Here is a 23,906-nt window from a genome sequence, read left to right on the forward strand (position 1 = left end):
CGGTTCTGCGCGCTCGGATAGTCAATAGCCGTAAGTTACGCGCCACGCCGGCGGCGAGCCTTGTGCCAGAAGGGTCTTCACCTCAGACGAGGCTCGATGTCCGCACCTTGAGCCTGCCCGCCAGCATCACGTGCGTGGCGGCATCTTCCTGGTTGCACAGGTACTCCACCGCCAGGCGTCCCAGCTCGCTGTATGGCAGCTGGATACTGGTCAGCGGCGGGGTGAGCTGCTCGGAGATTTTCTGGTCATCATAGCCCGCCAGCAGCATATCCTGGGGGATGCCAATGCCGTTTACCGCCAGCGCCTGATAGCAACCGATCGCCAGCCAGTCGCTGGCGCAGAAGATGGCGTCCGGGCGTTCATCCAGCGCCAGCAGAGAGGTGGTGGCGGTAAAAGACTCGCTGAACTGCCAGTTGGTCTGGCGCACCAGGCTGTCGTCACACGCTAAATCGGCCTGCTGCAGCGCGGCCTGGTAGCCGGCCAGACGCTGGCGGGAGGCTTCCATCCAGCTCTCCCCGGTGATGTGGGCAATACGCTTTGCGCCGCAGGCGATAAGGTGTTTTGTCACCTGGAAGGCGTTGGCGTAGTCGTCCGGAATAAACGACGGCAGCAGCGGCGAGCCGGGGTCGCGCTGGTTGAGCAGCACCAGCGGAATACGGCTGCAGTCCTGAAAAGCAGTCATGTCGACAAGGGTGGTCACGGGGGAGGCGAGAATAATCCCCACGCAGTTGCGCTTCTCCAGCTGGCGGATAATGTTCAGCGCCAGCTCCACGTCATCGCCATAGTCGTAAACGGTCAGCAGCGCTTCGTTGCGCCACGCGGCTTCCCGCGCCTGGCTGATGGCGTCGATAAACGGATCAAAGCTTTGCAGGGAGCTCACCAGCAGGGCGATTTCTTCCTGGTTGCGCGGCGCATGAATGGCGGGCAGGCGGTCGTAGCCGAGTTCGGTCGCCACGCTGATGACCCGCTGGCGGGTGTCGTCGCTGAGCTTGATGTTGCGCGACTGGTTGAGCACCAGCGATACCGTCGCCTGAGACACGCCCGCCGTTCGCGCAATATCATTCATCGTGACTTTAGTCTTTCGCTTCATTCGTCCTCTCCCTCTCGCGTCACCGCATCATACCCTAACTGCTCGCTTACGCGCTGTCGATCACGTTTCTCATTCACCGAAGCGTGAACTTTGTGAAGGCTGTCGCTTTTCTTCGCGTGGTGATTTGCGCATTTATCCCGCAGCTAATATTTATTAGCTAAATATTATCAGCAAGAGGACGCGTAATGAAAGAGCAGTGGAGTAAAGCGCAGGCGCAGGCGTGGTATCAGCAGAAGGGGTGGCTGTGCGGGTTCAACTACCTGCCGTCAACGGCAGTGAACTGGACCGATATCTGGCAGCAAGAGACTTTCGATGCCGAGACCATCGATCGCGAACTGGGCTGGGCGGCGGAGGCGGGCTACAACACCCTGCGTATCAACCTGCCGTTTATTGTCTGGGAAGACGATCGCGACGGCCTGATAGCGCGTATCGACAAGTTTCTGACCCTCGCCGACAGTCGCGGATTCAGCACCATGCTGACTCTGATGGACGACTGCGGTTTCTCCGGTGATGAGCCCTATCTGGGGCCGCAAAAACCGCCGGTGCCGGGTAAGCACAACAGCCAGGCGGCAGCGAGCCCGGGACGCGACAAGGTTTGCGATCCTGACTGCTGGCCGCATATTGAGCGCTATATTCGCGACGTTGTCCGCCAGTTCCGCGACGACAGCCGCGTGCTGCTGTGGGATCTGTATAACGAGCCGGGCAACCGCGGCATTTTCGCAACCGGTACGCAAGAGGTGCAGTATGACGCGAAGCTGGAGACCTGCGCGCATGAGCTGATGAAACTGGCGTTCCGCTGGGCGCGTGAAGAGGATCCGACTCAGCCGCTTACCGTCTGCGCCTGGCGTCTGCCGGCGGAGGAGGAGGGCGAGACGTTTTATCAGCATCCGCTGGATCAGACCGCGCTGGCGTTATCAGACGTGGTGAGTTTCCACGCCTACACCAACACCGGGCGTATGACCGCGATTATCCAGCAGCTGCAGGCGCTTGGGCGACCAATCTTCTGCACCGAATGGCTGGCCCGCCACGTGGGCAGCACCATCGAAGAGCAACTCCCGCTGATGTACGCGGCGAAGATCGCTCCGTATCAGTGGGGACTGGTGCGCGGCAAAACGCAGACGTGGCTGCCGTGGCCGGTAGTGATGAAAGAGTCCACGGACTACTGCCGTCTCTGGTTCCACGATGTGTTTGAGGAGAACGGTATCCCGTTTTCGCGCAGTGAGATGGCCTTAATGAAGAAGCTCCGTCAGATTGCCCCGCAGGCTCAGGGCTAATAATATCCACCCGGCGGCCTGCCGCCGGGCAACCAGGTACGCACTATGGCAATGACAATGAAAATACCGTCTCGCGAGTTGTGGTCTTATTTTGGTTATGGTTTAGGTCAGTGTTTTAGCTTTGGTTTAGTGGGTTCGTTTATTAACTATTTCTACACCGACGTGCTGGGGATCTCGGCACTGGCGGCGAGTACCATCTTCCTGATTGCCCGCGCGTGGGACGCGGTTCACGATCCGCTATTTGCCAGCATAATGGATACCATTAACACCCGGTTCGGCAAGTTTCGCCACTTTTTGCTGATTGCCCCGGTACTGATTACCGGCGTCACGCTGCTGTCGTTCTATAAAATCGAAGCGGACATGACCACTAAAATTCTCTACGCCGGGGTGACGTACATTTTGTGGGGGACGCTGTACGCCATCTCTGATATTCCGTTCTGGTCGATGTCGTCGGTGATGACCAATGACTCCGGGCAGCGCACCCGCGCGGTGACGGCGGCCATGCTGGGGGTCAACGCCGGGATCGCCTGCGCCAATATCTTCTTCCCGAAACTGGCGGCGTTTTTCGCGCACTACAGCAACGACAAAGGCTACTTTATGGCGGCGCTGGTCATGATGCTGGTAGGCCTGCCGCTGATGCTCAACGGCTTTATGCAGATTAAGGAGCGCGTGCCGCCGAGTCCGGAAAAGGTGACGATACGTGACACCTTCCATAACCTGCGCCAGAACAAGCCGCTGTTTATCGTTCTGCTGTCGTTCTTTTTCTGCGTGTTTCACAACGTGGCCGGCGGCCTCTATATCTACTTCTTTATCAACAATATGGGGGACGGCAGCCTGCAGATGGCGATCGGCGTGATGGGGATTATGGCGGCGGTGGTGTGCCTTGTCGCCCCGATGCTGACGCGCAGGATGCAGAAGCGGAAGCTGTTTATGATCCTCTGCGGGCTGGATGTCGCGGTACGCGTTGTGATGTGGTTTGTCGGATATCAGCACGCGGCCATGCTGTTTACCCTGCTTGGCCTGAGTACGCTGTTCGTGATGATGACCAATATCCTCACCTCGTCGATGATTGCCGACACCATCGAATATGCGGAGTACCACACCCACAAGCGTTGCGCGGCGATCACCTTCTCCGGACAAACCTTTACCGGCAAGATGTCGGTTGCGGTCGGCGGCGGGTTAATCGGCGTGTTTCTGACGATGATCGGCTATGTGCCGCAGGCGCCCACCCAGAGTGACGGTGTGCTGTCGGGGCTGTTCTTTGGTATCTGCCTGCTCCCGGCCATAGGCTCGCTGATCCGGCTGGTGTTTATGTCGCGCTTTACCTTTACCGAGGAGAAGCATGCGGAGATCTGCCGACTACTGGCGGAGCGCAGGCACGAGAAAGAGCAGCGGGGTGAGGACGAGGGACGTCTGGCGCATCCGGCCACGGTGAATTAACCATTAACGCCTGCACTGCAGGCGTTATGTATTCTTCTCAGCGCCAGAGCGCGATCAACTGTCTGGTGAATAGCCGGAAGCCGTCTCCGCTAACTACGCCAGAATGTACGCGAAAGCAGAATCAGTAGCGGATAGATCTCCAGTCGCCCCAGCAGCATCGCCATACACATCAGGTATTTCGAGACATCATTCAGGCCAGCGAAGCCATCGGCGGTCGCCCCAAAACCGAGGCCCATGTTATTAATGCAGGCGGCAACCGATGCAAACGATGTCAGCAGATCGTAGCCCTGTAGATTCAGCAGCCAGACAAATAGGCAGGTCGTGAGGATATACAGAAAGAAGAAACTCCACACCGAACGCAGCACGCGATCGGTGATGATTGCGTTTCCGACGCGGATACTCATGATTGCCCGGGGATGGGCTAATTGATGTACCTCGTGGCGGCTCTGCTTGAAGAGGATCAGAAAACGCAGCGCCTTAATTCCCCCGCAGGTCGACCCGACACAGCCGCCGAAAAAGCTCGCTGACAGCAGCAGCACGATAATTTCCGGCGGCCAGGAGGCATAATCCGCCGTTGCCAGACCGTTATCGGTGATCATAGAACTGGTGAGAAAAAAGGCGTGGACCAACGATTTGGGCAGGCTGTACATCCCCGCACGCCACACTTCGAAAGTGACCACCGCCACCACCAGCGCCACCACCAGGAAAAAGAAATGCATCTCGGTGCTGCGGCGAAACGGTTTCAGACTACGACGCGCGATAGCCACAAAATAGAGGGTGAAGTTAAGGGCCGAGAGCAGAGAAAAGGCCCCGGCCACCAGTTCTATGGCATCGCTCTGGTAGTAACCGATGCTTTCCGTATGCGTGGAGAACCCTCCCAGCGACACCGTCGATAGCCCGTGACAAAGGGCATCAAAAAACGACATCCCGGCAAGGAAAAAAGCAAGAGTACAGGCGCCCCCCAACAGCATATAGGTGAGCCACAGACTTCTGGCAGTATCCGCCAGCCTCGGCGTCAGACGCTCCTCTTTAAACGGACCGGGCATCTCGGACTGATAAAGCTTCATTCCCCCGATGCCCAGCAGCGGCAACACCGCCACAGCGAGCACGATAACCCCTAAGCCGCCCACAAAATTGAGCTGGGCGCGGTAATAGAGGATCGACACGGGTAGCGAAGAGACGTCATGAAATACTGACGCCCCGGTGGTGGTAATCCCCGAGACGCCCTCAAACAGGGCGTCGGCTATCGACAGGCGTAGTTCGTCATTTAACCACAGCGGCAAGGCGCTGATGGCGGAAAACAGCAGCCAGAACAGCACGATAATCAGAAAACCATCGCGGGTTTCGAGGTTAACCTTCGACTGATGCGTCGCCCGCCAGCAGAGCAAACCGCCAGAGAAGGCGAGAACAAAGGTCGAAAAAAAGGCAAAAACGCTGCGCTCTTTGGCGAACAGCGCAATCAGCATCGGCGGGATCATGGTCAGGCTGTAGAGCAAAACCAGAAACCCACACAGGTGAAGAACAATTTTAAACCGGGTTGGAATGTACATCGGCGGTCTTATCGTTTTGCGAGCGTAACTACGATGAACAGGGATAAGGAATTATATGATATTGGGGGACAAATTGAGTTGAGGGAGCGCAGTAAACGGCCACCTGGGGACAGTCAGGGGGCGCGATCCGTTGTTGTCAGAGGCGCAAAAAAAAAGCCCCGTAAACGGGGCGAAATGCTCGGGTAGTGCAGTTAATTGTAATACGGTACGCCCAGCTCATCCGATTTGTCGCTACCGGCAGCCATATGATTGAAATCAAATGGAGAGTCGTTATGTTCGGAAGGCATAATCATCGCGTCGCGGTGATTGTGGCGAACCGGCGTAGTCGTTTGCTCCGCATAGCTCTGGCTGGAGACCAGGCCGACCAGGACCATGGCCGCGGTAGCGAATAGTTTCATGATTTCCTCAATACGTCTTGTTGCAGGCGATTAACAGCAGTTGTTTAGTGGCATCAGATAGCGGGATTCACCCGGCATATTGGTCATGCGATATTTGTGCGGCGGAACGTCGAAGTAGTTTTTAAAGGTTCTCGTCAGCGTTTGTTGCGATTCGAAACCGTAACGTTCTGCCAGGTACAAAATCGGCTCATTGCTCTGCTTGAGTTTTTGCGCGATTTCCGTCAGCTTGCGACTGCGGATGTACTGGCCTAAGGAGTGACCGGTCTCTTTTTTAAACATTCTTTGCAGGTGCCATTTGGAGTAACCAGAACGCTCGGACACTTTTTCCAGCGACAGGGGCGATTCCAGGTTATCTTCAATCCACGACAAAATACTATGGATAGTGATGGCGTCATTATTGCGTCTGGACATCATCTTACCTCTTCTTATTACGGCAGGACTTTTTTGAGTAAATGCTCAAGATTGACCACTTCATCCGCCGACAGATTTTTTGTTAATTCCTGGTGCAATTTCTGACCCACAACCTGATGACACTGCTCACAAAGGGCTGCACCGTCTGGTGTTAGCTGCACCAGTACGCCGCGTTTGTCATTGGGGTTGGGTAACCGTTCAATCCAGCCTTTACAGACCAGACGGTCGAGCATGCGCGTCATTGCGCCTGGGTCGACCGACAGCACGGTTTTCAGCTCAACGGGGGTAATACATACTTCGCAACGAATGGAACAAAGCACCCGAAACTGGGTGGATGTAATATCCATCGGCGAGAGATATTCGTTGAGCAGGCGATCTTTTTTCTGGTTAACCATTTGGATCAAGCGACCGAGGGGGATCATTTCGTTAAACAGATCGCTGGTGTTTTTCACAATGGTTGCCCAGGCAAGTAGTTAATTGCTGCTGATATTATTGCCCAGGCAATAATATGTCAACCTGAGGGATTAGACGATGACACGATTTGCTAAAGCAGACTTCTGGCCCTGGCTGAAGCGGCGGTGGGGCGCTGCACTGGCCGGGTGATAAGCGCTGGAATGATATTGACGAGCAAAGTTATACTGGCGCGGCAAAACTTTTTAATAGTGAAAAATTAACGGGGCCTTAATTCATTATGATTGAACTCTTTCAGGCGATAGGTCTGGGGCTGGTGGTGATTTTACCGCTGGCGAACCCGCTGACGACCGTTGCGTTGTTCCTCGGGCTGGCTGGCAATATGAACAACGAGGAGCGCAACAAACAATCGCTGATGGCCTCGGTGTACGTATTCATTATCCTGATGGTTGCCTGGTATGCCGGTCAGGTGGTGATGAGCACCTTCGGCATCTCTATTCCCGGCCTGCGCATTGCCGGCGGGTTGATTGTGGCCTTCATCGGTTTTCGGATGCTCTTCCCGCAGCAGAAATCGCATGACTCGATGGAAGCGAAGATCAAATCCGAAGAGCTGGTGGATGAACCGACGGCCAATATCGCGTTTGTGCCGCTGGCTATGCCGAGCACCGCCGGGCCGGGGACCATCGCCATGCTGATCAGTACGGCATCGACGGTGAAGCATGGCGTCGATTTTCCGAACTGGGTGGTGCTGGTGGCGCCGCCGATTATCTTTGCCCTGGTCGGGATTATTCTCTGGGGTTGCCTGCGCAGCTCTGGGGCAATCATGCGTCTGGTGGGGAAAGGGGGAATCGAAGCGATTTCGCGCCTGATGGGCTTCCTGCTGGTGTGCATGGGTGTACAGTTTATTATCAACGGCGTGCTGGAAATTATTACCACCTACCACGCCTGATAACGTCGCCGTCGCTTCACTGACGACCCGCGAATAAAAAAGCCTGCCGATGGAACAACCGGCAGGCTTTTTTCTTTCGTCATCCCGTTCAGGAGTGGTGAGGCTGATGATCGTCCAGCGACACCGGCCAGCGGCGGAATATCATGATTGACCACACCAGCGCCACCAGCGCCGGAATCGCCCCGACGTAGCCGATCGCGTCCATCGAAAGATGCGTACTGACCTGACTGCCGACCAGCGCGCCCGCGCCGATACCAATATTAAAGATCCCTGAAAACAGCGACATCGCCACATCGGTGGCATCCGGCGCCAGCGCCAGAACCTTCACCTGCATCCCCAGACCAATAATCATGATCGCGATGCCCCAGAAGATGCTTAACACCATCAGGTGGTGAGCGTTTTGCGATGCCGGCAGCAGCAGCAGCAGGCTGACCAGCAGCAGGCCAATGGCGATGCTAATCAGCCCGGAAGCATGCTGGTTGCCTAGTTTACCAAACAGCACGCTGCCGATGATCCCTGCGCCGCCGAGGATCAGCAGCAGCACGGTGGCAAAATTACCGCTCATACCGGCTACCGTTTGTACAAACGGTTCAATATAGCTGTAGGCGGTGTAATGTGCGGTCACCACGATGACGGTCAGCAGATAGATGCTCAGCAGCGCCGGGCGACGGAACAGCACCGGCAGGCTTTTCAACGAACCGGAATGCTCGCTGGGCAGTTTAGGCAGCAGCTTAAACAGGCACACCAGCGTCACCAGCGCCCCCAGACCGATCGCCAGGAAGGTGGTCCGCCAGCCAAAATACTGCCCGATGATGCGGCCGATAGGAATGCCGAATACCATCGCCAGCGCGGTGCCGGTTGCAATCAGACTCAGCGCCTGCGCACGTTTGCCCGGCGGCGCCAGACGTATTGCTAATGCAGAGGTTATCGACCAGAAGACCGCGTGGGCAAAGGCGATCCCGATGCGGCTGATCACCAGAACGTTGAAGCTCCAGGCAAAGAACGACAGCACATGGCTGGCAATAAACAGAATGAACAGGCCGATCAGCAGGCGGCGGCGCTCCATCTGGCTGGTCAGCAGCATAAACGGCAGCGACATTAACGCGACCACCCACGCATAGATGGTCAGCATCATACCCACCTGAGCGGTCTCCATGCCGAAGCTGTCGGCAATGTCGGACAGCAGACCGACCGGAGCGAACTCGGTGGTGTTAAAAATGAAAGCGGCGATCGCAAGCGTGACTACCCGAAGCCACGCGACCCTGCGTGAAACCGTGTTTGTAATCATAGGTTCTGAGCTGGTTACTAAAGAGGAAGAAGAGGTCTCGATCTTAAAACGATTGCTGGTGAAAATACAATCGTTTTGTGATCTGGATCTCACTATGGCATCAGGCGGCATTTATAAGCTAACGGATTCATTTTTATATAGATCGTGTACATGACCCGCTTTTATGTCATGTTGAAGAAAAGTAAAAACAGGAAGCGTTGTATGATGCAGGAAATTGATTTTTACCTGGTAGATGCCTTCAGCGATCGCAATTTTGGCGGTAATGCCGCCGCGGTGTGCCCACTCACCGAATGGTTACCCGACGACACGCTGCTGAGTATGGCGCAGCAGCACAACCAGTCCGAGACCGCCTTTTTTGTGCGTACCGATGAGGGTTATGGGCTGCGCTGGTTCACCACGCTGCATGAGATTAACCTCTGCGGTCACGCCACGCTGGCCTCGGCGCACATTATCTTTGAATATCTCGACCATCCTTCCACCACGGTGGTGTTCAGTACCCGTTTTGTGGGGGAACTGAGGGTGACGCGTAACGGCGACTGGCTGACGTTAGACTTCCCGGCGTGGCAAACCACCCCGGTTATCGCCCCGCCGCCGGAGCTGCTGGCCGGACTTGGGCTGGATAAGGCCGTAGAGATTCGCGAAGGGCGGGATTATCTGGTGATCCTCGAAAACCGCCAGCAGGTGGAAGCCGTGCGGCCGAATATGTCATTGCTTGAGCGGACGGGCAAAATGATCTGCGTCAGCGCCGCCGATGATGAATATGATTTCGTCAGCCGCTTTTTCTGCCCGGGCGAGGGCGTTGTTGAAGACCCGGTGACCGGCTCGGCGCACAGTATGCTGATTCCCTACTGGGGGGAAAAACTGGCCAAAACGACGCTGCAGGCGCGGCAGGTCTCCGCCCGCGGGGGCGATCTGCGCTGTCAGTGGCTGGGCGATCGGGTGCTGATTGGCGGGCAGGCGACAACGTACATGACCGGCACCATTACGCTACGCTAAGGAGATACCGTGAAAGAGATCCCCATGTATCTGGTTTCAGCGTTCAGTGAACGGCCTTTTGCCGGTAACCCGGCGGCGGTGTGCCTGCTGGACGCGTGGCTGGCGGATGATATTTTGCTCAAAATGGCGCAGGAGCATAATCAGTCTGAAACCGCCTTCGTGGTGCGCGAGGGAGAGGCGTTTTCTCTGCGTTGGTTCACGACCCGCAATGAAGTGAATCTGTGTGGGCACGCCACTCTCGCCAGCGCACACGTTATTTTTCATCACCTCGACTTTCCGCACGCGGCGATTCATTTTGCGACCGCCTCCGGTCGTCTGACCGTGAGCCGGGAAGGGGGCTGGCTGACCCTGGATTTCCCGGCGAGTGCCACGCAAGAGAGCACCCCGCCTGCAGCCCTGCTCGCCGGATTAGGCCTTGAGCGGTACGTAAGCGCCCACCGTGGCCGGGCATGGCTTATCGAGCTGGCCAGCCGCGAAGAGGTTGCCGCCGTGCGCCCGAATATCGCGGCAATGACGCCCGGAGAACATAAGGTGACGATTACCGCCCCCGGCGATGGCGAGTATGACTTTGTCAGCCGCTTTTTCTCCCCGGGAGAAGCGGTATGGGAGGATCCGGTCACCGGTTCGGCGCATACCATGCTGATCCCGTTCTGGAGCGCGAAACTGGGGAAAAGTAAAATGCTGGCCCGTCAGATATCGGCGCGCGGCGGCGATATTCGCTGTGAGCTGAAGGGCGATCGCGTGCTGATGGCCGGCCAGGCGGTGACCTGGCTGCAGGGGAGAATTTTGCTGCGCTGAATCTAAACCCGTGAGAGCTGGATGCCCGCGTAAAGCGGGCATCAACGGCAGAGAAGCGAGTCTAGCCGAGACGGGCGATATTGGCTTTAATCACCTCAACAGAGCGGCGGAATTGCGCCGCTTCATCGTCGGCCATTTGCAGTTCAATAATCTGCTGGACGCCGCTCTGCGTCAGTACCGCCGGTACGCCAACCGCGACATCATACATACCGTATTCGCCGTCAAGAATGCACGAAATAGCCAGTGCACGGTGGCTGCCGGTGAAAATATTGCGACAGATCTCGGCGATGGTGCCGGCGACGCCGTACTCGGTGCAGCCTTTCCCGGCGTAAATTTCAAAGCCAAGGGTGCGAACCTTCTCCGCGATCTGCTGGCGATCCAGCTGCTGGCCGGTATGTTTCAGGTAAACATCGGCAATCGGGGAACCGTAAACCGACGAATGCGACCAGACCGGAAACTGCGTGTCGCCATGTTCGCCGAGAATAAAAGCATCGATGCTCTGGGCGCCAATATCGAGTGCCTGGGCGAGCACCCGCCGCAAGCGGGTGGTATCCAGCCAGACGCCGGTGCCTATCACCTGGCTACGCGGGAGTCCGGACAGCTTCCATACCTGCCAGGTAATAATATCGCAGGGGTTGGTGGCCACCAGAAAGAGACCGTTGAAGCCGTTGTCCATCATCTGTGGAACGATGCTGTTAACGATTTTGGCGGTGGCGTTCAGCTCGTCAAGGCGGGTCTGGCCTTGTTTCAGCGATCCGCCGGAAACGGTAATCACCGCGATATCGACATCGGCACAGTCGCTGACCTCCCGGGTTGAAATGGTCATCATCCCCGGCATATAGGCGGCTGCATCGCTAAGATCCTGAGCATGTGCCTGTGCTCTGGCCCTATCGAGGTCCACAAGGATCAGCTCCTCGCAGATAGTCTGGTTTAACAATGCGTAAGCCGCTGAGGTGCCGACATTGCCGGCACCGATAATCATCACCTTGCGTGCTTTGGTATTCATGGCCCATTCCCGATATCAAGCGTCATGGCATAAAATTACTGCGGTTCAATTGCTTAGCGCAAGTGGCGGCGGGTTGTATAAGTTAAAACTATGAGAAAGGGGGTATACGCTGCGCTACAGTAGGCGAAAAAAGGAGCTCGCCTATGTATACCATCGCCCCGACAGCCATAACCGATCCGCATCTGGCGGCGCTGATTGCTCGCCTCGATGCCTATCAGGAATCCCTCTATCCGGCCGAGAGCAACCACCTCGTGGATTTGAGCCAGCTGGCGGTGGAGTCGGTGATTGTGCTGCTGATCCGCGATGCCCACCAACAGGCGGTCGGCTGCGGGGCGATTGTGCTCGGCCGCGATGGGATTGGGGAGATGAAGCGGGTGTTTATCGACCCGGATCATCGTGGGCAAAAGCTTGGCGAACGGCTGCTGGAGGCGCTGGAAACGGAAGCGCTGCGCCGGGACTGCCATACCGTGCGGCTGGAGACGGGAGTTCATCAGCAGGCGGCGGTCAGGTTGTATACCCGCTGGGGTTATCAGACCCGCAGCGCCTTCGCCCCCTATCAACCGGACCCGCTGAGCCTGTTTATGGAGAAACTGCTCGTTGCCGATCTTCGTTCAGCTGCGCTATAAACGCCTCCAGCTGACGGGTTTTCGCTCCGCGCCGCCAGACCAGCCAGGTTGTCAGCCAGCGCCACTCTTCGGCCAGCGGCCAGGCCGACACCTGATGATGGCCGGGCATACTCTCCAGCATACTACGCGGGATCAGCGCCAGCCCGGCGCCGGCAATGACGCAGGCCAGCATCCCGTGATAGGACTCCATTTCATGGATCCGCCCCGGCGTTGCCCGGTCGGCGTGGAACCAGCTCTCAAAATGGCGGCGATAGGAACAGTTAGCGCGAAACGCGTAGACGCTGCTGCCGTTCACCTCGCTGGCGCGGGTAATCGGCGGATGGCCGAAGGGCGCCACAATCATCATCTCTTCCGGAAAGACCGGTAACCCCTCAAGGCCGGGATGGACCAGCGGCCCGTCGACAAATGCGGCGCTTAAGGTGCCCTCCAGTACGCCATCAATCATCGTTCCGGAAGGGCCGGTAGAAAGCGCGAGATGGATTTTCGGGTAGCGCTGGTTATAAAGCGCCAGCGTCGAGGGAATGCGAACCGCTGCGGTACTCTCCAGGGAACCCAGCGAAAACAGCCCCTGCGGCTCATCTCCGGCGACCACCATTCGGGCTTCATCGACCAGCGCGAGGATCTGCTGGCTGTAGCGCAAAAAGCTGTGTCCCGCCGGCGAAAGGCGCAGGCGCTGATTCTCACGAATAAACAGCTCGACGCCGAGGTCGGCCTCCAGCTGGCGAATTCGGGTCGTCAGATTTGACGGGACGCGGTGCACCTTCTGCGCGGCCTGGGTAATGCTGCCGGTGCTGGCAACGGCGTTAAACATCTCAAGCTGGGTCAGGTCCATAGTGTTCTTCTTTTGTGAATAGGTTGCTTAATATTATTCATTTTCAATGAAAAGCAGGGTAAGCCAGAATGAGGTCAATTCGCAATCAACATTCGTCATCAACAGAGAGAGCATAACGATGAATTTATCTGCAACTCACGCGGTTTCCGTCAACCCGGCCACGGGAGAAAGGGTGTCGTCTCTGCCCTGGGCGAGCGAACAAGAGGTGGATTCGGCGATTGCGCTTGCTGAGCAAGGTTATCGTCAGTGGCGTCACGTCAGTCTCGAACAGCGCGCTGACGCCCTGCGTAAAATCGGTAACGCGCTGCGCGCCCGCGCCGAAGAGATGGCGCAAATGATCAGCCTGGAGATGGGTAAACCGATTGCCCAGGCTCGTGGTGAGGTGACTAAATCCGCCAATCTCTGCGACTGGTATGCGGAACACGGCCCGGCCATGCTGGCGACCGAAGCCACTCAGGTGGAAAATAACAATGCGGTGATTGAGTATCGTCCGCTGGGCGCGATTCTCGCCATTATGCCGTGGAACTTCCCGCTGTGGCAGGTTCTGCGCGGTGCGGTACCGATTCTGCTGGCGGGGAATAGCTATCTGTTGAAACATGCGCCGAACGTGATGGGGAGCGCGGCGCTGATTGGCGAGATCGTTAATCAGGCAGGGCTGCCGGCCGGCGTATTTGGCTGGGTTAACGCGACCAATGACGGCGTCTCCCGGATGATCAACGATTCGCGTATTGCCGCGGTGACGGTAACCGGCAGCGTACGCGCCGGGAAAGCGATTGGCGCCCAGGCCGGCGCGGCATTGAAGAAATGCGTTCTTGAACTGGGCGGTTCCGATCCGTTTATCGTCCTGAATGATGCCGATCTCGATGAAGCGGTAAAAGCCGCGGTGATTGGCCGCTATCAAAATACCGGGCAGGTTTGTGCCGCCGCGAAGCGTTTTATCGTTGAGGCCGGGATTGCCGAAGCCTTCAGCAAAAAGTTTGTTGCCGCGGTTGAAGCGCTGAAGATGGGCGATCCGCGTGATGAGGCCAATTACCTCGGGCCAATGGCGCGATTCGATCTGCGTGATGAGCTGCATCAACAGGTAACGGCCACCCTGGCTGAAGGGGCGACCCTGCTGCTTGGGGCGGAGAAAATCGCCGGGCAGGGTAACTACTATGCGCCAACGGTACTGGGCAACGTGACCCCGGAGATGACCGGATTCCGCCAGGAGCTGTTTGGTCCGGTAGCGACCATTACCGTGGCGCGAGACGCCGCCCATGCGCTGACGCTGGCAAATGACAGCGAATTCGGCCTGTCGGCGACCGTGTTTACCGCCAGCGTCGATGAAGCCGGGCGTTTTTCTCGCGAGCTGGAGTGCGGTGGCGTCTTTATCAACGGTTACAGCGCCAGCGATGCGCGCGTGGCGTTTGGCGGGGTGAAGAAGAGCGGCTTTGGTCGCGAGCTGTCCCACTTTGGCCTGCATGAGTTCTGCAACGTCCAGACCGTATGGAAAGACCGTCGCTAACGGAAGTCGCACCTGACGATCGTCGTCGTGCTCTGCTATACTCGCAGCCCGAATTTTGACGGCGGGCAAGGAGCCGGGTGTGGCGACGGTCATCAATAATGCAATGCTGGAGACGATTCTGGCAGAAATCAGGCCGCTAATTGGGCGTGGCAAAGTGGCGGATTATATTCCGGCGCTGGCAAGCGTAAGCGGTAATAAGCTGGGTGTGGCGATTTGTACGGTGGAGGGTCAACACTATTCTGCCGGCGATGCCCACGAGCGTTTTTCCATTCAGTCCATCTCTAAAGTGCTGAGCCTGGTGGTGGCGATGAACCACTATCAGGAGGAGGAGATCTGGCAGCGGGTGGGGAAAGATCCTTCCGGACAGCCGTTCAATTCATTATTACAGCTGGAAATCGAGCAGGGCAAACCGCGCAACCCGTTTATTAATGCCGGTGCGCTGGTGGTCTGCGATATGTTGCAAAGCCGACTGAGCGCGCCGCGACAGAGGATGCTGGAAATCGTGCGTCGTCTGAGCGGAGTGACGGATATCGGGTATGATCCGGTGGTGGCGCGTTCGGAGTTCGAACATTCTGCGCGTAATGCCGCGATCGCATGGCTGATGAAATCGTTCGGCAACTTCCATAATGATGTCGCGACGGTCCTGCAAAACTATTTTCACTACTGCTCGCTGGAAATGAGCTGTGTCGAACTGGCGCGGACGTTTCTGTTTCTCGCCGATCGCGGGGTGGCTCCGCATCTGGATACCCCGGTAATTGCCCCGATCCAGTCGCGGCAGGTGAATGCCTTAATGATGACCAGCGGGATGTATCAGAACGCCGGTGAATTTGCCTGGCGCGTTGGACTGCCGGCAAAATCAGGGGTAGGCGGTGGTATTGTCGCCATTGTCCCGCAGGAGATGGCTATCGCGGTGTGGAGTCCGGAGCTGGATGCGGCCGGTAACTCGCTGGCGGGAACCGCGGTACTGGAAAAACTGACCCAACGCCTGGGAAGGTCGGTATTCTGATGGCCAACATAGATTCCTTATTTGTCCGTCTCCAGCGGTCGACCTTTCGTTCCCGCTTCCATCTTGGTCGCAAAGAGCGGCAGTACTGTGTCGATAAAGGGCCGGAGATCATTGACCAGCACGCGGCGGATTTTATTGCCCGCCGTCTGGCGCCAGCGCATATTGCGAATGACGGTAAACAGACGCCGATGCGCGGACATCCGGTATTTATCGCCCAACATGCCACCGCCACCTGCTGTCGTGGCTGTCTCGCGAAGTGGCATGATATTCCCGCCGGCCGTGAACTGACAGACCGGGAGCAGCGCTATGTGGTGCAGGTGATCCATCGCTGGCTGGTTATCCAGATGAATTCATCTGGAGGTCAATAATGCGCATTTATCCGCCATGGGTATGCTGGATAAATATTCTCATGTTATGATAATCCGCTAACTAATTATTAACATAATAATTGCCTGAAACAATTAGACGGATAATCACTGAATGTCTTCACTGTCGATTCGGTTATTCACGCTGTTTCGTGAGGAACACCCCGTGCGTGACGCGCTGGTGTTATTCACCTTAACGTTGTTGCTCCATTTTTTCGGTGCCATGCTGCGTCTGGTCCAGGAACTGTCCTTTTTCTGGCCGCTGAATGCCGTGATGGTCGGGATCTTCGCCCGCTATGTCTGGCTCAATCGTAGCTATTTTTATGCCACCTGTTTTGTGGCGATGATGGTGTACGACGGCCTGACCTCACGCTGGGGAATGGGCTTTGCCTCGCTGCTGATTAATTTCTCGAATATTGTCTTTATCGTCAGCCTGGCGCAGCTGTTGCTGTGGGATAAGCGACGGACTGATTCCATGCCGGGCCCGATCAATGTGCTGAATTTGTTCTGTTACTGTCTGCTGGCCGCTTTCCTGAGCGCCGCCGTGGGGACGCTTGGATCGATGGATGTCGAGCGGGAGACATTTATCTCTCTGCTGGCCGATTGGTTTAGCGAACAGTTCTCGACGGCGGTGCTGATCCTGCCGTTTATCCTGACGGTGACGATACCTTCGACGTTCAGCGGCTTCCGCTGGAGTCAGCTGCTACCGGTCATGGTGCTGGTGCTGTCCATTATCCTTGGCGTCGCCGTAGGGGGAGCCGAAAGTATCACTTTCCCGCTGCCTGCGCTGATCTGGTGTGCGATTCGTTATCCGCTGCCGCTGACCTGCCTGCTGACTTTCCTCACCGGAATCGGTGAGATCCTGCTGGTGGCGAATGCGTTAGTTCATCTCTCTCCCGATGCGCATCTGCAGCCATGGCAGCTGTTCTCGACCCGCCTTGGCATTGCGGCGATGTTAATCAGCCCGGTGATTGTGGCCTCAAGTGTTGACGCGATTAATAACCTGGTGAAACAGCTGGCGCTGCGGGCTGATTTTGATTTCCAGACGCGGGTTTACTCGCGTTCCGGTCTGAGCGAGGCGCTGAAGCGTCAACCGCAATCAGAAACGCAGCAGCTTACCGTGATGTTGCTGGATATCGATGACTTTAAGCGGGTCAACGATAGCTGGGGTCACGAGTGCGGAGATTGCGTGCTGACTCAGTTCGCCCAGCGGGTGCGGGATCTGGTGGGCGAGCAGGGGCTGGTGGCGCGTATTGGCGGGGAGGAGTTTGCCGTTGCCATGTTGAGCGCGACGCCGCAGGAGGGTCAGCTGCTGGCGGAGAAAATTCGCCAGGGCGTGGCGGCGCAAACCTTCGTCTGGGGGCCGCACAAGATTAAACTGACCCTGAGCATGGGGCTGGAGTGTCGTCCAGTCGGCGGCGGGCGGATCACCGAGCTGTTTAATCAACTGCTGATGGCTGCCGATGATTATCTTATTAATGCGAAGGAAGCCGGGCGCAATCGGATTTGTACGCCGACGCTGGCGGAACATCAGCCATAAGAAAACGCAATGACAATTCCGCTTGTGTTAAATATAAGTTAAAAAGATAGTGATGTGGTCAATTTCATGGAGCGACCAATGACCACATCCTTTTCCCTTCGTACGCTTTCGCGTGCTGATATTCTCGAAAACCTTTCCCCGCTGAGCGATATTCTGGCCGATTGCGTTAACGGCGGTGCCTCCGTCAGTTTTATGCTGCCTTTTTCGTTGCAAACGGCGCGAACGTTCTGGCTGCGCATCGCCGAAAGCGTGGCGGCCGGGGAGCGTCTCGTGCTGGTGGCCGAACATGCCGGGCAGATTGTCGGCACGGTACAGCTGGTCATCGATCAACCGGAAAATCAGCCTCATCGCGCCGACGTGGCAAAACTTTTGGTTCACCAAAATGCGCGGCGGCAGGGGCTGGCTAATGCGCTGATGAATTATCTGGAGCAACTTGCCCGCGAGCAGGGCAAGTCGGTTCTGGTCCTTGATACGGCCACCGGCAGCGGCGCAGAACGCTTTTATGTCCAGTGTGGCTGGGAAAAAGCCGGGGAAATTCCTCGTTATGCCTTAATGCCGGACGGAACGATGACGGCGACCTCACTGTTCTATAAGATCTTGCAATAACCGAGACAGGTTTGATCAAAACACGGTTTTACTCTTAGAAAAGCTGTTAAGTTATTACACCAATTACTCAGGTTGTATGACCACTCTACGAGGGAACCTATTGTGAAAACATTAAACCGTCGTGATTTTCCCGGCGCGCAGTACCCTGAACGTATCATCCAGTTCGGTGAAGGTAACTTTCTTCGGGCATTTGTCGACTGGCAGCTTGATCTGCTGAATGAGCATACCGACCTGAACGCCGGCGTGGTGATTGTTCGCCCCATAGAGAGCGCGTTCCCCCCGTCGTTGAGCACGCAGGATGGGCTGTACACCACCATTATCCGCGGTTTGAACGAACGGGGTGAGGCGGTGAGCGATGCGCGTCTGATCCGTTCGGTAAACCGGGAAATCAGCGTTTACGCGGATTATGACGCCTTCCTTCAGCTGGCTCATAACCCGGATATGCGCTTTGTGTTTTCCAATACCACCGAAGCCGGCATCAGCTATCACGCCGGCGATCGGTTTGAAGATGCGCCGGCGGTGAGCTACCCGGCAAAACTGACCCGACTGCTGTACGAGCGTTACAGCCACTTCGCCGGCGCGGCGGATAAAGGCTGGATCATTATCCCTTGCGAACTGATCGATTATAACGGCGAAGCGCTGCGCGAGCTGGTGCTGCGCTATGCTCATGAATGGGCGCTGCCGGCGGCATTTATGACCTGGCTGCAGGAGGCAAATACTTTCTGCTCGACGCTGGTTGACCGTATCGTAACGGGCTACCCGCGTGATGAAGCCGCGGCGATCGAAGCGCAGCTGGGGTACAAAGACGGTTTCCTCGCCACCGCCGAACACTTCTATCTGTTTGTTATCCAGGGGCCAAAATCGCTGGCCGCTGAACTGCGTCTGGATAAATTGCCACTTAATGTCCTGATTGTTGATGATATTAAGCCGTACAAAGAGCGGAAAGTGGCGATTCTTAACGGCGCACATACCGCCCTGGTACCGGTGGCCTACCAGGCAGGGCTGGATACCGTCGGCGAAGCGATGAATGACCCGGAGATTTGTGCATTCGTCGAGAAGGCGATATATACAGAGATTATTCCGGTGCTCGATCTGCCGCGTGCTGAACTGGACTCTTTTGCCAGCGCGGTGACAGGGCGTTTTCGCAATCCGTATATCAAACATCAGCTGCTCTCCATTGCGCTAAACGGCATGACCAAATTCCGCACCCGCATTCTGCCGCAGCTGCTGGCAGGGCAGGCGAAATCAGGTAAACTACCGGCGCGTCTGACTTTTGCGCTGGCGGCGTTGATTGCCTTCTATCGCGCGGAGCGCGATGGCGCAACTTATCCGGTGCAGGATGACGCCGAATGGATGACGCGTTTCCAGACCCTGTGGGCGCAGCATCGCGACGCGCAGATCGGCACTCGTGAACTGGTGAAAGCGGTGCTATCGATGACCTCTCATTGGGAGCAGGATCTGACGCAGATTAATGGCCTGGTTGAACAGGTAACGCAGGATCTTGATGCCATTCTGCTGCGCGGCATGCGAGAAGCGGTGAAGCCGTTGTGCTGATTTAAACATCGTCAAACAACGTTGACCCGGCCACGGCCGGGTTATTAACTTGCTTTATTTAGTTACAACATACAATGGCTGCAAATCAAAAACAAACCGCGCAGATCTGTAGCGCTGAAAACAACAATCGCCAGGCAGCGGTAAATGCGCGTACAGATAAAGACGAATAAGGGCAAATTGTGCCCCCGCCGCTTGAAGAAATGTCAGGCCAGGAAAATAATGGGACATCGTAACTGCAAAACGTTAATCGATCGCCCGCGTAACCGGTCCAGTTCGGACATCAGGAGAGATAATCGATGGTTGTTGATATTCGCGAGGTCTGTGCGCAAGACAAGTCGCAATGGCTGCAGCTTTGGCAAGGCTATACCTCTTTTTATGACAGCCCGCAGCCGGCCGATGTCACGGAATACACCTGGCAGCGGTTACTGGACCACGGCTCACCGGTTCTGGGGCGTGTGGCCGTGGTCGACGATCGCGTAGCGGGTTTTGCAATCTGCGTCCTCCATGAAGGGACCTGGGTGAAAACCCCGATTTGCTATCTGGAAGACCTGTTCGTCGATCCGCAGCTCCGCGGCCGCGGCATTGCCCGGCAATTGATGCAGGCGCTACGGGCGGAAGCCAAAGAGCAAGGATGGTCGCGCCTTTACTGGCATACGCGCACCGACAATCCGGCCCGTCGACTGTATGACGAATTTACTCCCGCTGATGATTACGTGCGTTATCGCATCACCTGTTAAAACAGGTCAAAAGAAAAGCCGTTGTTCAGCGTCGCCTGGCGGCTGAAAACAACTCAGGAGAATAAAAAATGGAAAAACGCATCGAGACCGCCATTAACCTGATTATGTTTCTTTCGCTGCTGGCCACCGCGTGGGATCTCTCGCTGGTGCACCATCTTTCCTGGTAACTCTGCTGCGGCGCCTGCTTTGGCGCCGCTCAACCGCGCCGGATGTTTATTGCTGAAGCATGATATTGTGCCAGAAGAGAGGGCACCGTGGTTTTCAGGAAAGATATCACCTGATTGATTGCGGGTGAAATCGGTTTTTGCGGTGGGGTCAAGGCATGTAAATCAAAAGCGGGGATGTGATAACCCGGCAATAGCTCAACCATTTCACCATTGCTTATTTCTTTCATGCATGCCGGCGCCTGAAGAACGCCAATGCCGATGCCGCGTTTGACCAGCCCATAAATAGAACTCCAGTGGGTGGTCGCCACCACCGTATTGATACGGGTGTGAACCACCACGCCATCCTCGCCATACAGTATCAGGTCTCCACCATCAAAAATCCCCTTTACGCGAATAAAAGGATGATGGCGGAGCTGTTCCGGAACGGTAATGGCCTCGCTGTTGCGGAGGTATTCAGCTGAGGCAACAAGTTTTCTTTCAACCTGGCCAAGCGGGTGGGCAATAAAAATCCCGTTTGCTAATTTTCCCAGACGCAGAGAGATGTCGACCCCCTCAGTGACCGGATCCACAATTGCATCATTGAGGGTGAGATCGATTTTTAGCAAAGGATAGGCGGCATAGAGCAGTGCCAATAGTTCTGGCACCACCGTTTCGCCGAAGCAGCAGGGCGAAGACAGACGTAACGTCCCGGCAAGTCGATCTTCCGTCGGTGTCACGGCGCGAATGGCTTCTGCCGCCGCCGCAAGGACAATTTTGCTGTGGTTGTAGAACGTCATGCCATAATCCGTGCAGGTGATAGCGCGCGGATTGCGCATCAGTAAACGTACTGCCAGATATTTTTCCAGTCGGGTGAGGGTTTCACTTACCGAAGATTGCCCCATATGCAGATCTTTGGCTGCCTGCGAGATGCTCCCTCGTTCGACAACCCGGGCATATACGCGCATGGCCAGAATCATATCCATAGCATTTTCCGTATTCAGTATTGGCCTAATTATAGTCTTTTCTGGCGAGTAAATAGCGGCATGCTATAAACCATTCAATCTGTACAAACCATAAATAATTTCACTGCAAAATAACAATCGTATTAATTGATATTTATTATCGTGTTTATTGACTTAAGTTTATTTTTATCTTCACTTAAGATTTGCGCTGAGGTGAAGTATATGTCAAGAATACATCGTACGAATAAATATGATTTAATGGGTTTATTGAGAGAGGAGTTAAAAAAGAAAAGTCTCCTGCAAATACACACGCAAGATAACCTGATGACCACTCAGTTGAAAAAGGTGAGTGCCGCCGGTTTTACCACCGACCTTGATATTTCTGATGGTAAAAAATTATCCTTTACTATTTTTAGCGAGAATGGAAAGGCTAATTTTTTTTCACGGAGAAAGAAGGGTGTAGCGGACAGTATCGGGACACTATTTAATCTCCCGGATAGCATTACAATAACCCAGAGAAGAGCGCATCCGCGCCTGACGACGGCGCCGGACTATCCTTTCTTCTGCCATGGCCGTTTTCGTAATGGCAAAAACTATCATTTTGCGATCGATAATCTATCCTGCGGCGGCTGCGGATTAATAGCGCATCAGGCATTCAGTGAATTAAAAGTCGCTAACCTGTATCTGAAGCAAGCCATATTAAATCTTGGTGCCTATGGCGAAATAATCGTTGATCTGGCGATAAAAAATATTTATAGCCCCCCCTGTTTTGGCCGCGACAGCCGCGTTGAATATCGTATTTCATGTCAATTTATCTTTCGCCACGAGGACGATAAACAGCGGATGGAAGACCTTATGCTTGAGTTGACGATCAATGAGAAAAGAAAAAAACGCGTAATGCCAGAAAGCGGTCATTACAACGACAAAAACGACGCTGACGCCCGGCGATAGCGCATTGCGTGGCTATCTCGCCGGACGTCTCTGTCATCAGAGGCGAGGTTTGCGCTGCGCGACGATAAACAGTCGTGGGAACAGCAGCAGGACCTTTCCGTTACGCTGTAGCGGATAGTGTTGCTGCAACAGCGCCAGATAGCGTTCGAGGAATCCCTCCTGCTGCCCGGCATCGAGCGGTTGCAGGTAGGGGCGAAGCCCCGTGGATTGCAGCCAGTCGATAATCGCCTGGTGCGACTCCAGCGGGTGGTAATATGTTGTTCGCCAGATATCCACCTCGCAACCGCAGGCGGTGAGAATATCGTAATACGCCTGCGCACCCGGCAGCGGATGACGTCCGCTCTCCGGGAATCCCATCTCCTGCGCCACCTGACGCATAAGCGTGTGGGAGGGTTCCTGCCAGTTGTCCGGCATTTGTACCGCCAGCAAGCCGTTATCCGCCAGCTGATTAACGAGGTGCGGAAACAGGGTTTCATGATCCGTCAGCCACTGCAGCGATGCGTTCGCATAGAGAAGATCCGCGGGGCGTTCGGGTTGATACTGGCGAATATCGGCGGCGACGAACCGGCAGGTCGGCAGCGCCCGGGCGGCGTCATCGAGCATCGCCGGTGAGCTGTCGACGCCGACAAGGGTCGCTTCCGGCCAGGCATGATGCAGCAAAGCGGTGCTGTTACCAGGACCGCAGCCCAGATCGACAGCGAATGTGACGGGATGCTGTGCAATACGGGCGACTAATTCAGCGGCGGGGCGCGTACGTTCAGCGCCAAATTTCAGATACAGGGAAGGATTCCAGTCGGCCATGGGTGACTCCGGGTAAGATATACGCGTTCATCAGCATAGAGGGCAATGCCATCAGATAAAACGTCTTTTGCTCGCGATGAAGGAATTGTCACCCTTTTTGTGACAATGTCACGCACGAGCGGTACGCCGCACGTGCCTCAGCGTTTACACGTGGGCTATGCCGGGGAGCCCGGCATGTGTAATGTGCAATGTGCGGGCGGTTAATCGCTCTCCTTGAGCGCTTCGGCGCGTTTCGCCGTGGCATAGACGAAGTCCAGCATCGGCTCCAGATCGGTGTCATACCCGGCCTGAATAATTTTACCGCGCAGCCATTCGATTTCGCTGGTGATATCCGGATGGAAGATATTGTTGTCCTGAGCTTTACGCAGCCATTTCAGCAGGAAATTGTTCTTTCCTCTGATTCCACCCGATTTTTTTGATTTTCCATGAATTTTCAGCGCGACTAAGATGCAGTAATAGAAATGAACGCGCTGATTAAAGCTTTGATGCATTTGCGTATTTCCCGCCAGGCTCAAGAACTCACCGTCGTGGTCAGTGATTCGGATTGGGTTACGTCACGGGCCGGATCTTTAATTACGCGATCTCTGTTATGCCACCCGCCACGTCAGTGCGCCTGTAACCAGACGTGACAAGGATGTTGGCACGGATGCGGAATCACAGTCAAT

25 protein-coding genes are annotated in these 23,906 nt (G+C 55.8%); 14 read left to right on the plus strand and 11 right to left on the minus strand.

All coding sequences use genetic code 11. The annotated features are described in order from the left end of the window. Nucleotides 1-82: 82 nt before the first annotated feature. The gene (locus ROR01S_RS08420; RefSeq protein ID WP_015584288.1) at nucleotides 83-1,090 is read right to left on the minus strand and encodes a LacI family DNA-binding transcriptional regulator; all 1,008 of its coding nucleotides are present in this window, start codon (nucleotides 1,088-1,090) and stop codon (nucleotides 83-85) included. A gap of 185 nt (nucleotides 1,091-1,275) precedes the next feature. Between ROR01S_RS08420 and ROR01S_RS08425 the strand changes: the two genes are divergently transcribed. Together ROR01S_RS08425 and ROR01S_RS08430 are read left to right on the plus strand one after the other, a co-directional pair. Further along, entirely contained in the window at nucleotides 1,276-2,364 is a 1,089-nt protein-coding gene (locus ROR01S_RS08425) for a cellulase family glycosylhydrolase (RefSeq protein ID WP_015584289.1), read from the plus strand. A 45-nt stretch (nucleotides 2,365-2,409) separates the two neighbouring features. Beyond that, complete coding sequence (locus ROR01S_RS08430; protein ID WP_004862200.1) at nucleotides 2,410-3,804, plus strand: MFS transporter; 1,395 nt, start codon at nucleotides 2,410-2,412, stop codon at nucleotides 3,802-3,804. Nucleotides 3,805-3,893: 89 nt separating this feature from the next. On the opposite strand, the gene ROR01S_RS08435 is transcribed toward ROR01S_RS08430, so the two are convergent. The 4 genes from ROR01S_RS08435 to marR all read right to left on the minus strand — a co-directional run bounded on the left by ROR01S_RS08435 (nucleotide 3,894) and on the right by marR (nucleotide 6,615). Next, complete coding sequence (locus ROR01S_RS08435; RefSeq protein ID WP_064359315.1) at nucleotides 3,894-5,354, minus strand: TrkH family potassium uptake protein; 1,461 nt, start codon at nucleotides 5,352-5,354, stop codon at nucleotides 3,894-3,896. A 191-nt stretch (nucleotides 5,355-5,545) separates the two neighbouring features. Next, nucleotides 5,546-5,752 (minus strand): multiple antibiotic resistance protein MarB, encoded by a 207-nt coding sequence (gene marB, locus ROR01S_RS08440; RefSeq protein ID WP_004862194.1) that lies wholly within the window; start codon nucleotides 5,750-5,752, stop codon nucleotides 5,546-5,548. Nucleotides 5,753-5,782: 30 nt separating this feature from the next. Continuing rightward, the gene (marA, locus tag ROR01S_RS08445) at nucleotides 5,783-6,163 is read right to left on the minus strand and encodes an MDR efflux pump AcrAB transcriptional activator MarA (RefSeq protein WP_004862191.1); all 381 of its coding nucleotides are present in this window, start codon (nucleotides 6,161-6,163) and stop codon (nucleotides 5,783-5,785) included. A gap of 17 nt (nucleotides 6,164-6,180) precedes the next feature. Further along, nucleotides 6,181-6,615, minus strand: coding sequence for a multiple antibiotic resistance transcriptional regulator MarR (gene marR, locus ROR01S_RS08450; RefSeq protein WP_004862187.1), 435 nt, complete (start codon nucleotides 6,613-6,615; stop codon nucleotides 6,181-6,183). Between the two features lie 239 nt (nucleotides 6,616-6,854). Between marR and ROR01S_RS08455 the strand changes: the two genes are divergently transcribed. Next, nucleotides 6,855-7,523, plus strand: a complete 669-nt coding sequence (locus tag ROR01S_RS08455) for a MarC family NAAT transporter (RefSeq protein WP_004862185.1) — start codon at nucleotides 6,855-6,857, stop codon at nucleotides 7,521-7,523. An 88-nt stretch (nucleotides 7,524-7,611) separates the two neighbouring features. On the opposite strand, the gene ROR01S_RS08460 is transcribed toward ROR01S_RS08455, so the two are convergent. Further along, nucleotides 7,612-8,811 (minus strand): sugar transporter, encoded by a 1,200-nt coding sequence (locus tag ROR01S_RS08460; RefSeq protein WP_004862182.1) that lies wholly within the window; start codon nucleotides 8,809-8,811, stop codon nucleotides 7,612-7,614. A gap of 204 nt (nucleotides 8,812-9,015) precedes the next feature. Here ROR01S_RS08460 and ROR01S_RS08465 point away from each other — a divergent pair, with 204 nt between their 5' ends. Together ROR01S_RS08465 and ROR01S_RS08470 are read left to right on the plus strand one after the other, a co-directional pair. Then, nucleotides 9,016-9,807: a PhzF family phenazine biosynthesis protein gene (locus ROR01S_RS08465; RefSeq protein ID WP_064359425.1), complete on the plus strand. Its 792-nt coding sequence runs from the start codon at nucleotides 9,016-9,018 to the stop codon at nucleotides 9,805-9,807. A gap of 9 nt (nucleotides 9,808-9,816) precedes the next feature. Continuing rightward, a complete protein-coding gene (locus ROR01S_RS08470; RefSeq protein ID WP_032717476.1) occupies nucleotides 9,817-10,605 on the plus strand; it encodes a PhzF family phenazine biosynthesis protein in 789 nt (262 codons plus the stop codon). A 61-nt stretch (nucleotides 10,606-10,666) separates the two neighbouring features. Here ROR01S_RS08470 and ROR01S_RS08475 read toward each other — a convergent pair whose 3' ends face one another. Continuing rightward, a complete protein-coding gene (locus tag ROR01S_RS08475) occupies nucleotides 10,667-11,611 on the minus strand; it encodes an L-lactate dehydrogenase (RefSeq protein WP_064359316.1) in 945 nt (314 codons plus the stop codon). Between the two features lie 143 nt (nucleotides 11,612-11,754). On the opposite strand from ROR01S_RS08475, the gene ROR01S_RS08480 reads away from it, so the two are divergent. After that, nucleotides 11,755-12,237: a GNAT family N-acetyltransferase gene (locus ROR01S_RS08480; RefSeq protein ID WP_004862173.1), complete on the plus strand. Its 483-nt coding sequence runs from the start codon at nucleotides 11,755-11,757 to the stop codon at nucleotides 12,235-12,237. Here ROR01S_RS08480 and ptrR read toward each other — a convergent pair. Beyond that, nucleotides 12,191-13,069 (minus strand): putrescine utilization regulator PtrR, encoded by an 879-nt coding sequence (gene ptrR / locus ROR01S_RS08485; RefSeq protein WP_004862169.1) that lies wholly within the window; start codon nucleotides 13,067-13,069, stop codon nucleotides 12,191-12,193. The two genes, ROR01S_RS08480 and ptrR, sit on opposite strands and share 47 nt — an antisense overlap. 118 nt (nucleotides 13,070-13,187) lie before the next feature. On the opposite strand from ptrR, the gene sad reads away from it, so the two are divergent. From sad to ROR01S_RS08520, 7 genes are all read left to right on the plus strand, one after another. After that, entirely contained in the window at nucleotides 13,188-14,573 is a 1,386-nt protein-coding gene (sad, locus tag ROR01S_RS08490; RefSeq protein ID WP_064359317.1) for a succinate-semialdehyde dehydrogenase, read from the plus strand. 79 nt (nucleotides 14,574-14,652) lie between these two features. After that, nucleotides 14,653-15,579: a glutaminase B gene (gene glsB, locus ROR01S_RS08495; protein WP_004862165.1), complete on the plus strand. Its 927-nt coding sequence runs from the start codon at nucleotides 14,653-14,655 to the stop codon at nucleotides 15,577-15,579. Beyond that, nucleotides 15,579-15,947: a DUF4186 domain-containing protein gene (locus ROR01S_RS08500; RefSeq protein WP_064359318.1), complete on the plus strand. Its 369-nt coding sequence runs from the start codon at nucleotides 15,579-15,581 to the stop codon at nucleotides 15,945-15,947. The genes glsB and ROR01S_RS08500 overlap by 1 nt, the downstream gene beginning before the upstream one ends. 112 nt (nucleotides 15,948-16,059) lie before the next feature. Then, entirely contained in the window at nucleotides 16,060-17,484 is a 1,425-nt protein-coding gene (locus ROR01S_RS08505; RefSeq protein ID WP_048023611.1) for a GGDEF domain-containing protein, read from the plus strand. 78 nt (nucleotides 17,485-17,562) lie between these two features. Continuing rightward, nucleotides 17,563-18,090 carry a GNAT family N-acetyltransferase gene (locus ROR01S_RS08510; protein WP_064359319.1) on the plus strand — a complete coding sequence of 176 codons (528 nt, stop codon included), beginning with the start codon at nucleotides 17,563-17,565 and terminating at the stop codon, nucleotides 18,088-18,090. Between the two features lie 102 nt (nucleotides 18,091-18,192). After that, the gene (locus ROR01S_RS08515) at nucleotides 18,193-19,644 is read left to right on the plus strand and encodes a tagaturonate reductase (RefSeq protein WP_064359320.1); all 1,452 of its coding nucleotides are present in this window, start codon (nucleotides 18,193-18,195) and stop codon (nucleotides 19,642-19,644) included. A gap of 296 nt (nucleotides 19,645-19,940) precedes the next feature. Further along, nucleotides 19,941-20,381 (plus strand): GNAT family N-acetyltransferase, encoded by a 441-nt coding sequence (locus ROR01S_RS08520; RefSeq protein ID WP_064359321.1) that lies wholly within the window; start codon nucleotides 19,941-19,943, stop codon nucleotides 20,379-20,381. A gap of 196 nt (nucleotides 20,382-20,577) precedes the next feature. Here the strand turns inward: ROR01S_RS08520 and ROR01S_RS08525 are convergent, their stop codons facing one another. Then, a complete protein-coding gene (locus tag ROR01S_RS08525) occupies nucleotides 20,578-21,510 on the minus strand; it encodes a LysR family transcriptional regulator (RefSeq protein ID WP_064359322.1) in 933 nt (310 codons plus the stop codon). Nucleotides 21,511-21,711: 201 nt separating this feature from the next. Here ROR01S_RS08525 and ROR01S_RS08530 point away from each other — a divergent pair, with 201 nt between their 5' ends. After that, nucleotides 21,712-22,440, plus strand: coding sequence for a flagellar brake protein (locus ROR01S_RS08530; protein ID WP_064359323.1), 729 nt, complete (start codon nucleotides 21,712-21,714; stop codon nucleotides 22,438-22,440). A 36-nt stretch (nucleotides 22,441-22,476) separates the two neighbouring features. Here ROR01S_RS08530 and tam read toward each other — a convergent pair whose 3' ends face one another. Beyond that, entirely contained in the window at nucleotides 22,477-23,241 is a 765-nt protein-coding gene (tam, locus tag ROR01S_RS08535; RefSeq protein ID WP_032717468.1) for a trans-aconitate 2-methyltransferase, read from the minus strand. Nucleotides 23,242-23,441: 200 nt separating this feature from the next. Beyond that, nucleotides 23,442-23,732 carry a hypothetical protein gene (locus ROR01S_RS08540; RefSeq protein ID WP_004862141.1) on the minus strand — a complete coding sequence of 97 codons (291 nt, stop codon included), beginning with the start codon at nucleotides 23,730-23,732 and terminating at the stop codon, nucleotides 23,442-23,444. Between the last annotated feature and the right edge of the window lie 174 nt (nucleotides 23,733-23,906).

The sequence above is a fragment of the Klebsiella ornithinolytica NBRC 105727 = ATCC 31898 genome (assembly GCF_001598295.1).
GTDB classification, from domain to species: domain Bacteria; phylum Pseudomonadota; class Gammaproteobacteria; order Enterobacterales; family Enterobacteriaceae; genus Klebsiella; species Klebsiella ornithinolytica.

Excerpts from the sequence above, each read along its gene's own strand:
- ROR01S_RS08420 (WP_015584288.1), bottom strand. The coding sequence starts at position 1,090 with ATGAAGCGAAAGACTAAAGTCACGATGAATGATATTGCGCGAACGGCG.
- ROR01S_RS08425 (WP_015584289.1), top strand. The coding sequence starts at position 1,276 with ATGAAAGAGCAGTGGAGTAAAGCGCAGGCGCAGGCGTGGTATCAGCAG.
- ROR01S_RS08430 (WP_004862200.1), top strand. The coding sequence starts at position 2,410 with ATGGCAATGACAATGAAAATACCGTCTCGCGAGTTGTGGTCTTATTTT.
- ROR01S_RS08435 (WP_064359315.1), bottom strand. The coding sequence starts at position 5,354 with ATGTACATTCCAACCCGGTTTAAAATTGTTCTTCACCTGTGTGGGTTT.
- marB (WP_004862194.1), bottom strand. The coding sequence starts at position 5,752 with ATGAAACTATTCGCTACCGCGGCCATGGTCCTGGTCGGCCTGGTCTCC.
- marA (WP_004862191.1), bottom strand. The coding sequence starts at position 6,163 with ATGTCCAGACGCAATAATGACGCCATCACTATCCATAGTATTTTGTCG.
- ROR01S_RS08455 (WP_004862185.1), top strand. The coding sequence starts at position 6,855 with ATGATTGAACTCTTTCAGGCGATAGGTCTGGGGCTGGTGGTGATTTTA.
- ROR01S_RS08460 (WP_004862182.1), bottom strand. The coding sequence starts at position 8,811 with ATGATTACAAACACGGTTTCACGCAGGGTCGCGTGGCTTCGGGTAGTC.
- ROR01S_RS08465 (WP_064359425.1), top strand. The coding sequence starts at position 9,016 with ATGCAGGAAATTGATTTTTACCTGGTAGATGCCTTCAGCGATCGCAAT.
- ROR01S_RS08475 (WP_064359316.1), bottom strand. The coding sequence starts at position 11,611 with ATGAATACCAAAGCACGCAAGGTGATGATTATCGGTGCCGGCAATGTC.
- ROR01S_RS08480 (WP_004862173.1), top strand. The coding sequence starts at position 11,755 with ATGTATACCATCGCCCCGACAGCCATAACCGATCCGCATCTGGCGGCG.
- ptrR (WP_004862169.1), bottom strand. The coding sequence starts at position 13,069 with ATGGACCTGACCCAGCTTGAGATGTTTAACGCCGTTGCCAGCACCGGC.
- sad (WP_064359317.1), top strand. The coding sequence starts at position 13,188 with ATGAATTTATCTGCAACTCACGCGGTTTCCGTCAACCCGGCCACGGGA.
- ROR01S_RS08500 (WP_064359318.1), top strand. The coding sequence starts at position 15,579 with ATGGCCAACATAGATTCCTTATTTGTCCGTCTCCAGCGGTCGACCTTT.
- ROR01S_RS08505 (WP_048023611.1), top strand. The coding sequence starts at position 16,060 with ATGTCTTCACTGTCGATTCGGTTATTCACGCTGTTTCGTGAGGAACAC.
- ROR01S_RS08510 (WP_064359319.1), top strand. The coding sequence starts at position 17,563 with ATGACCACATCCTTTTCCCTTCGTACGCTTTCGCGTGCTGATATTCTC.
- ROR01S_RS08520 (WP_064359321.1), top strand. The coding sequence starts at position 19,941 with ATGGTTGTTGATATTCGCGAGGTCTGTGCGCAAGACAAGTCGCAATGG.
- ROR01S_RS08525 (WP_064359322.1), bottom strand. The coding sequence starts at position 21,510 with ATGGATATGATTCTGGCCATGCGCGTATATGCCCGGGTTGTCGAACGA.
- ROR01S_RS08530 (WP_064359323.1), top strand. The coding sequence starts at position 21,712 with ATGTCAAGAATACATCGTACGAATAAATATGATTTAATGGGTTTATTG.
- tam (WP_032717468.1), bottom strand. The coding sequence starts at position 23,241 with ATGGCCGACTGGAATCCTTCCCTGTATCTGAAATTTGGCGCTGAACGT.
- ROR01S_RS08540 (WP_004862141.1), bottom strand. The coding sequence starts at position 23,732 with ATGCATCAAAGCTTTAATCAGCGCGTTCATTTCTATTACTGCATCTTA.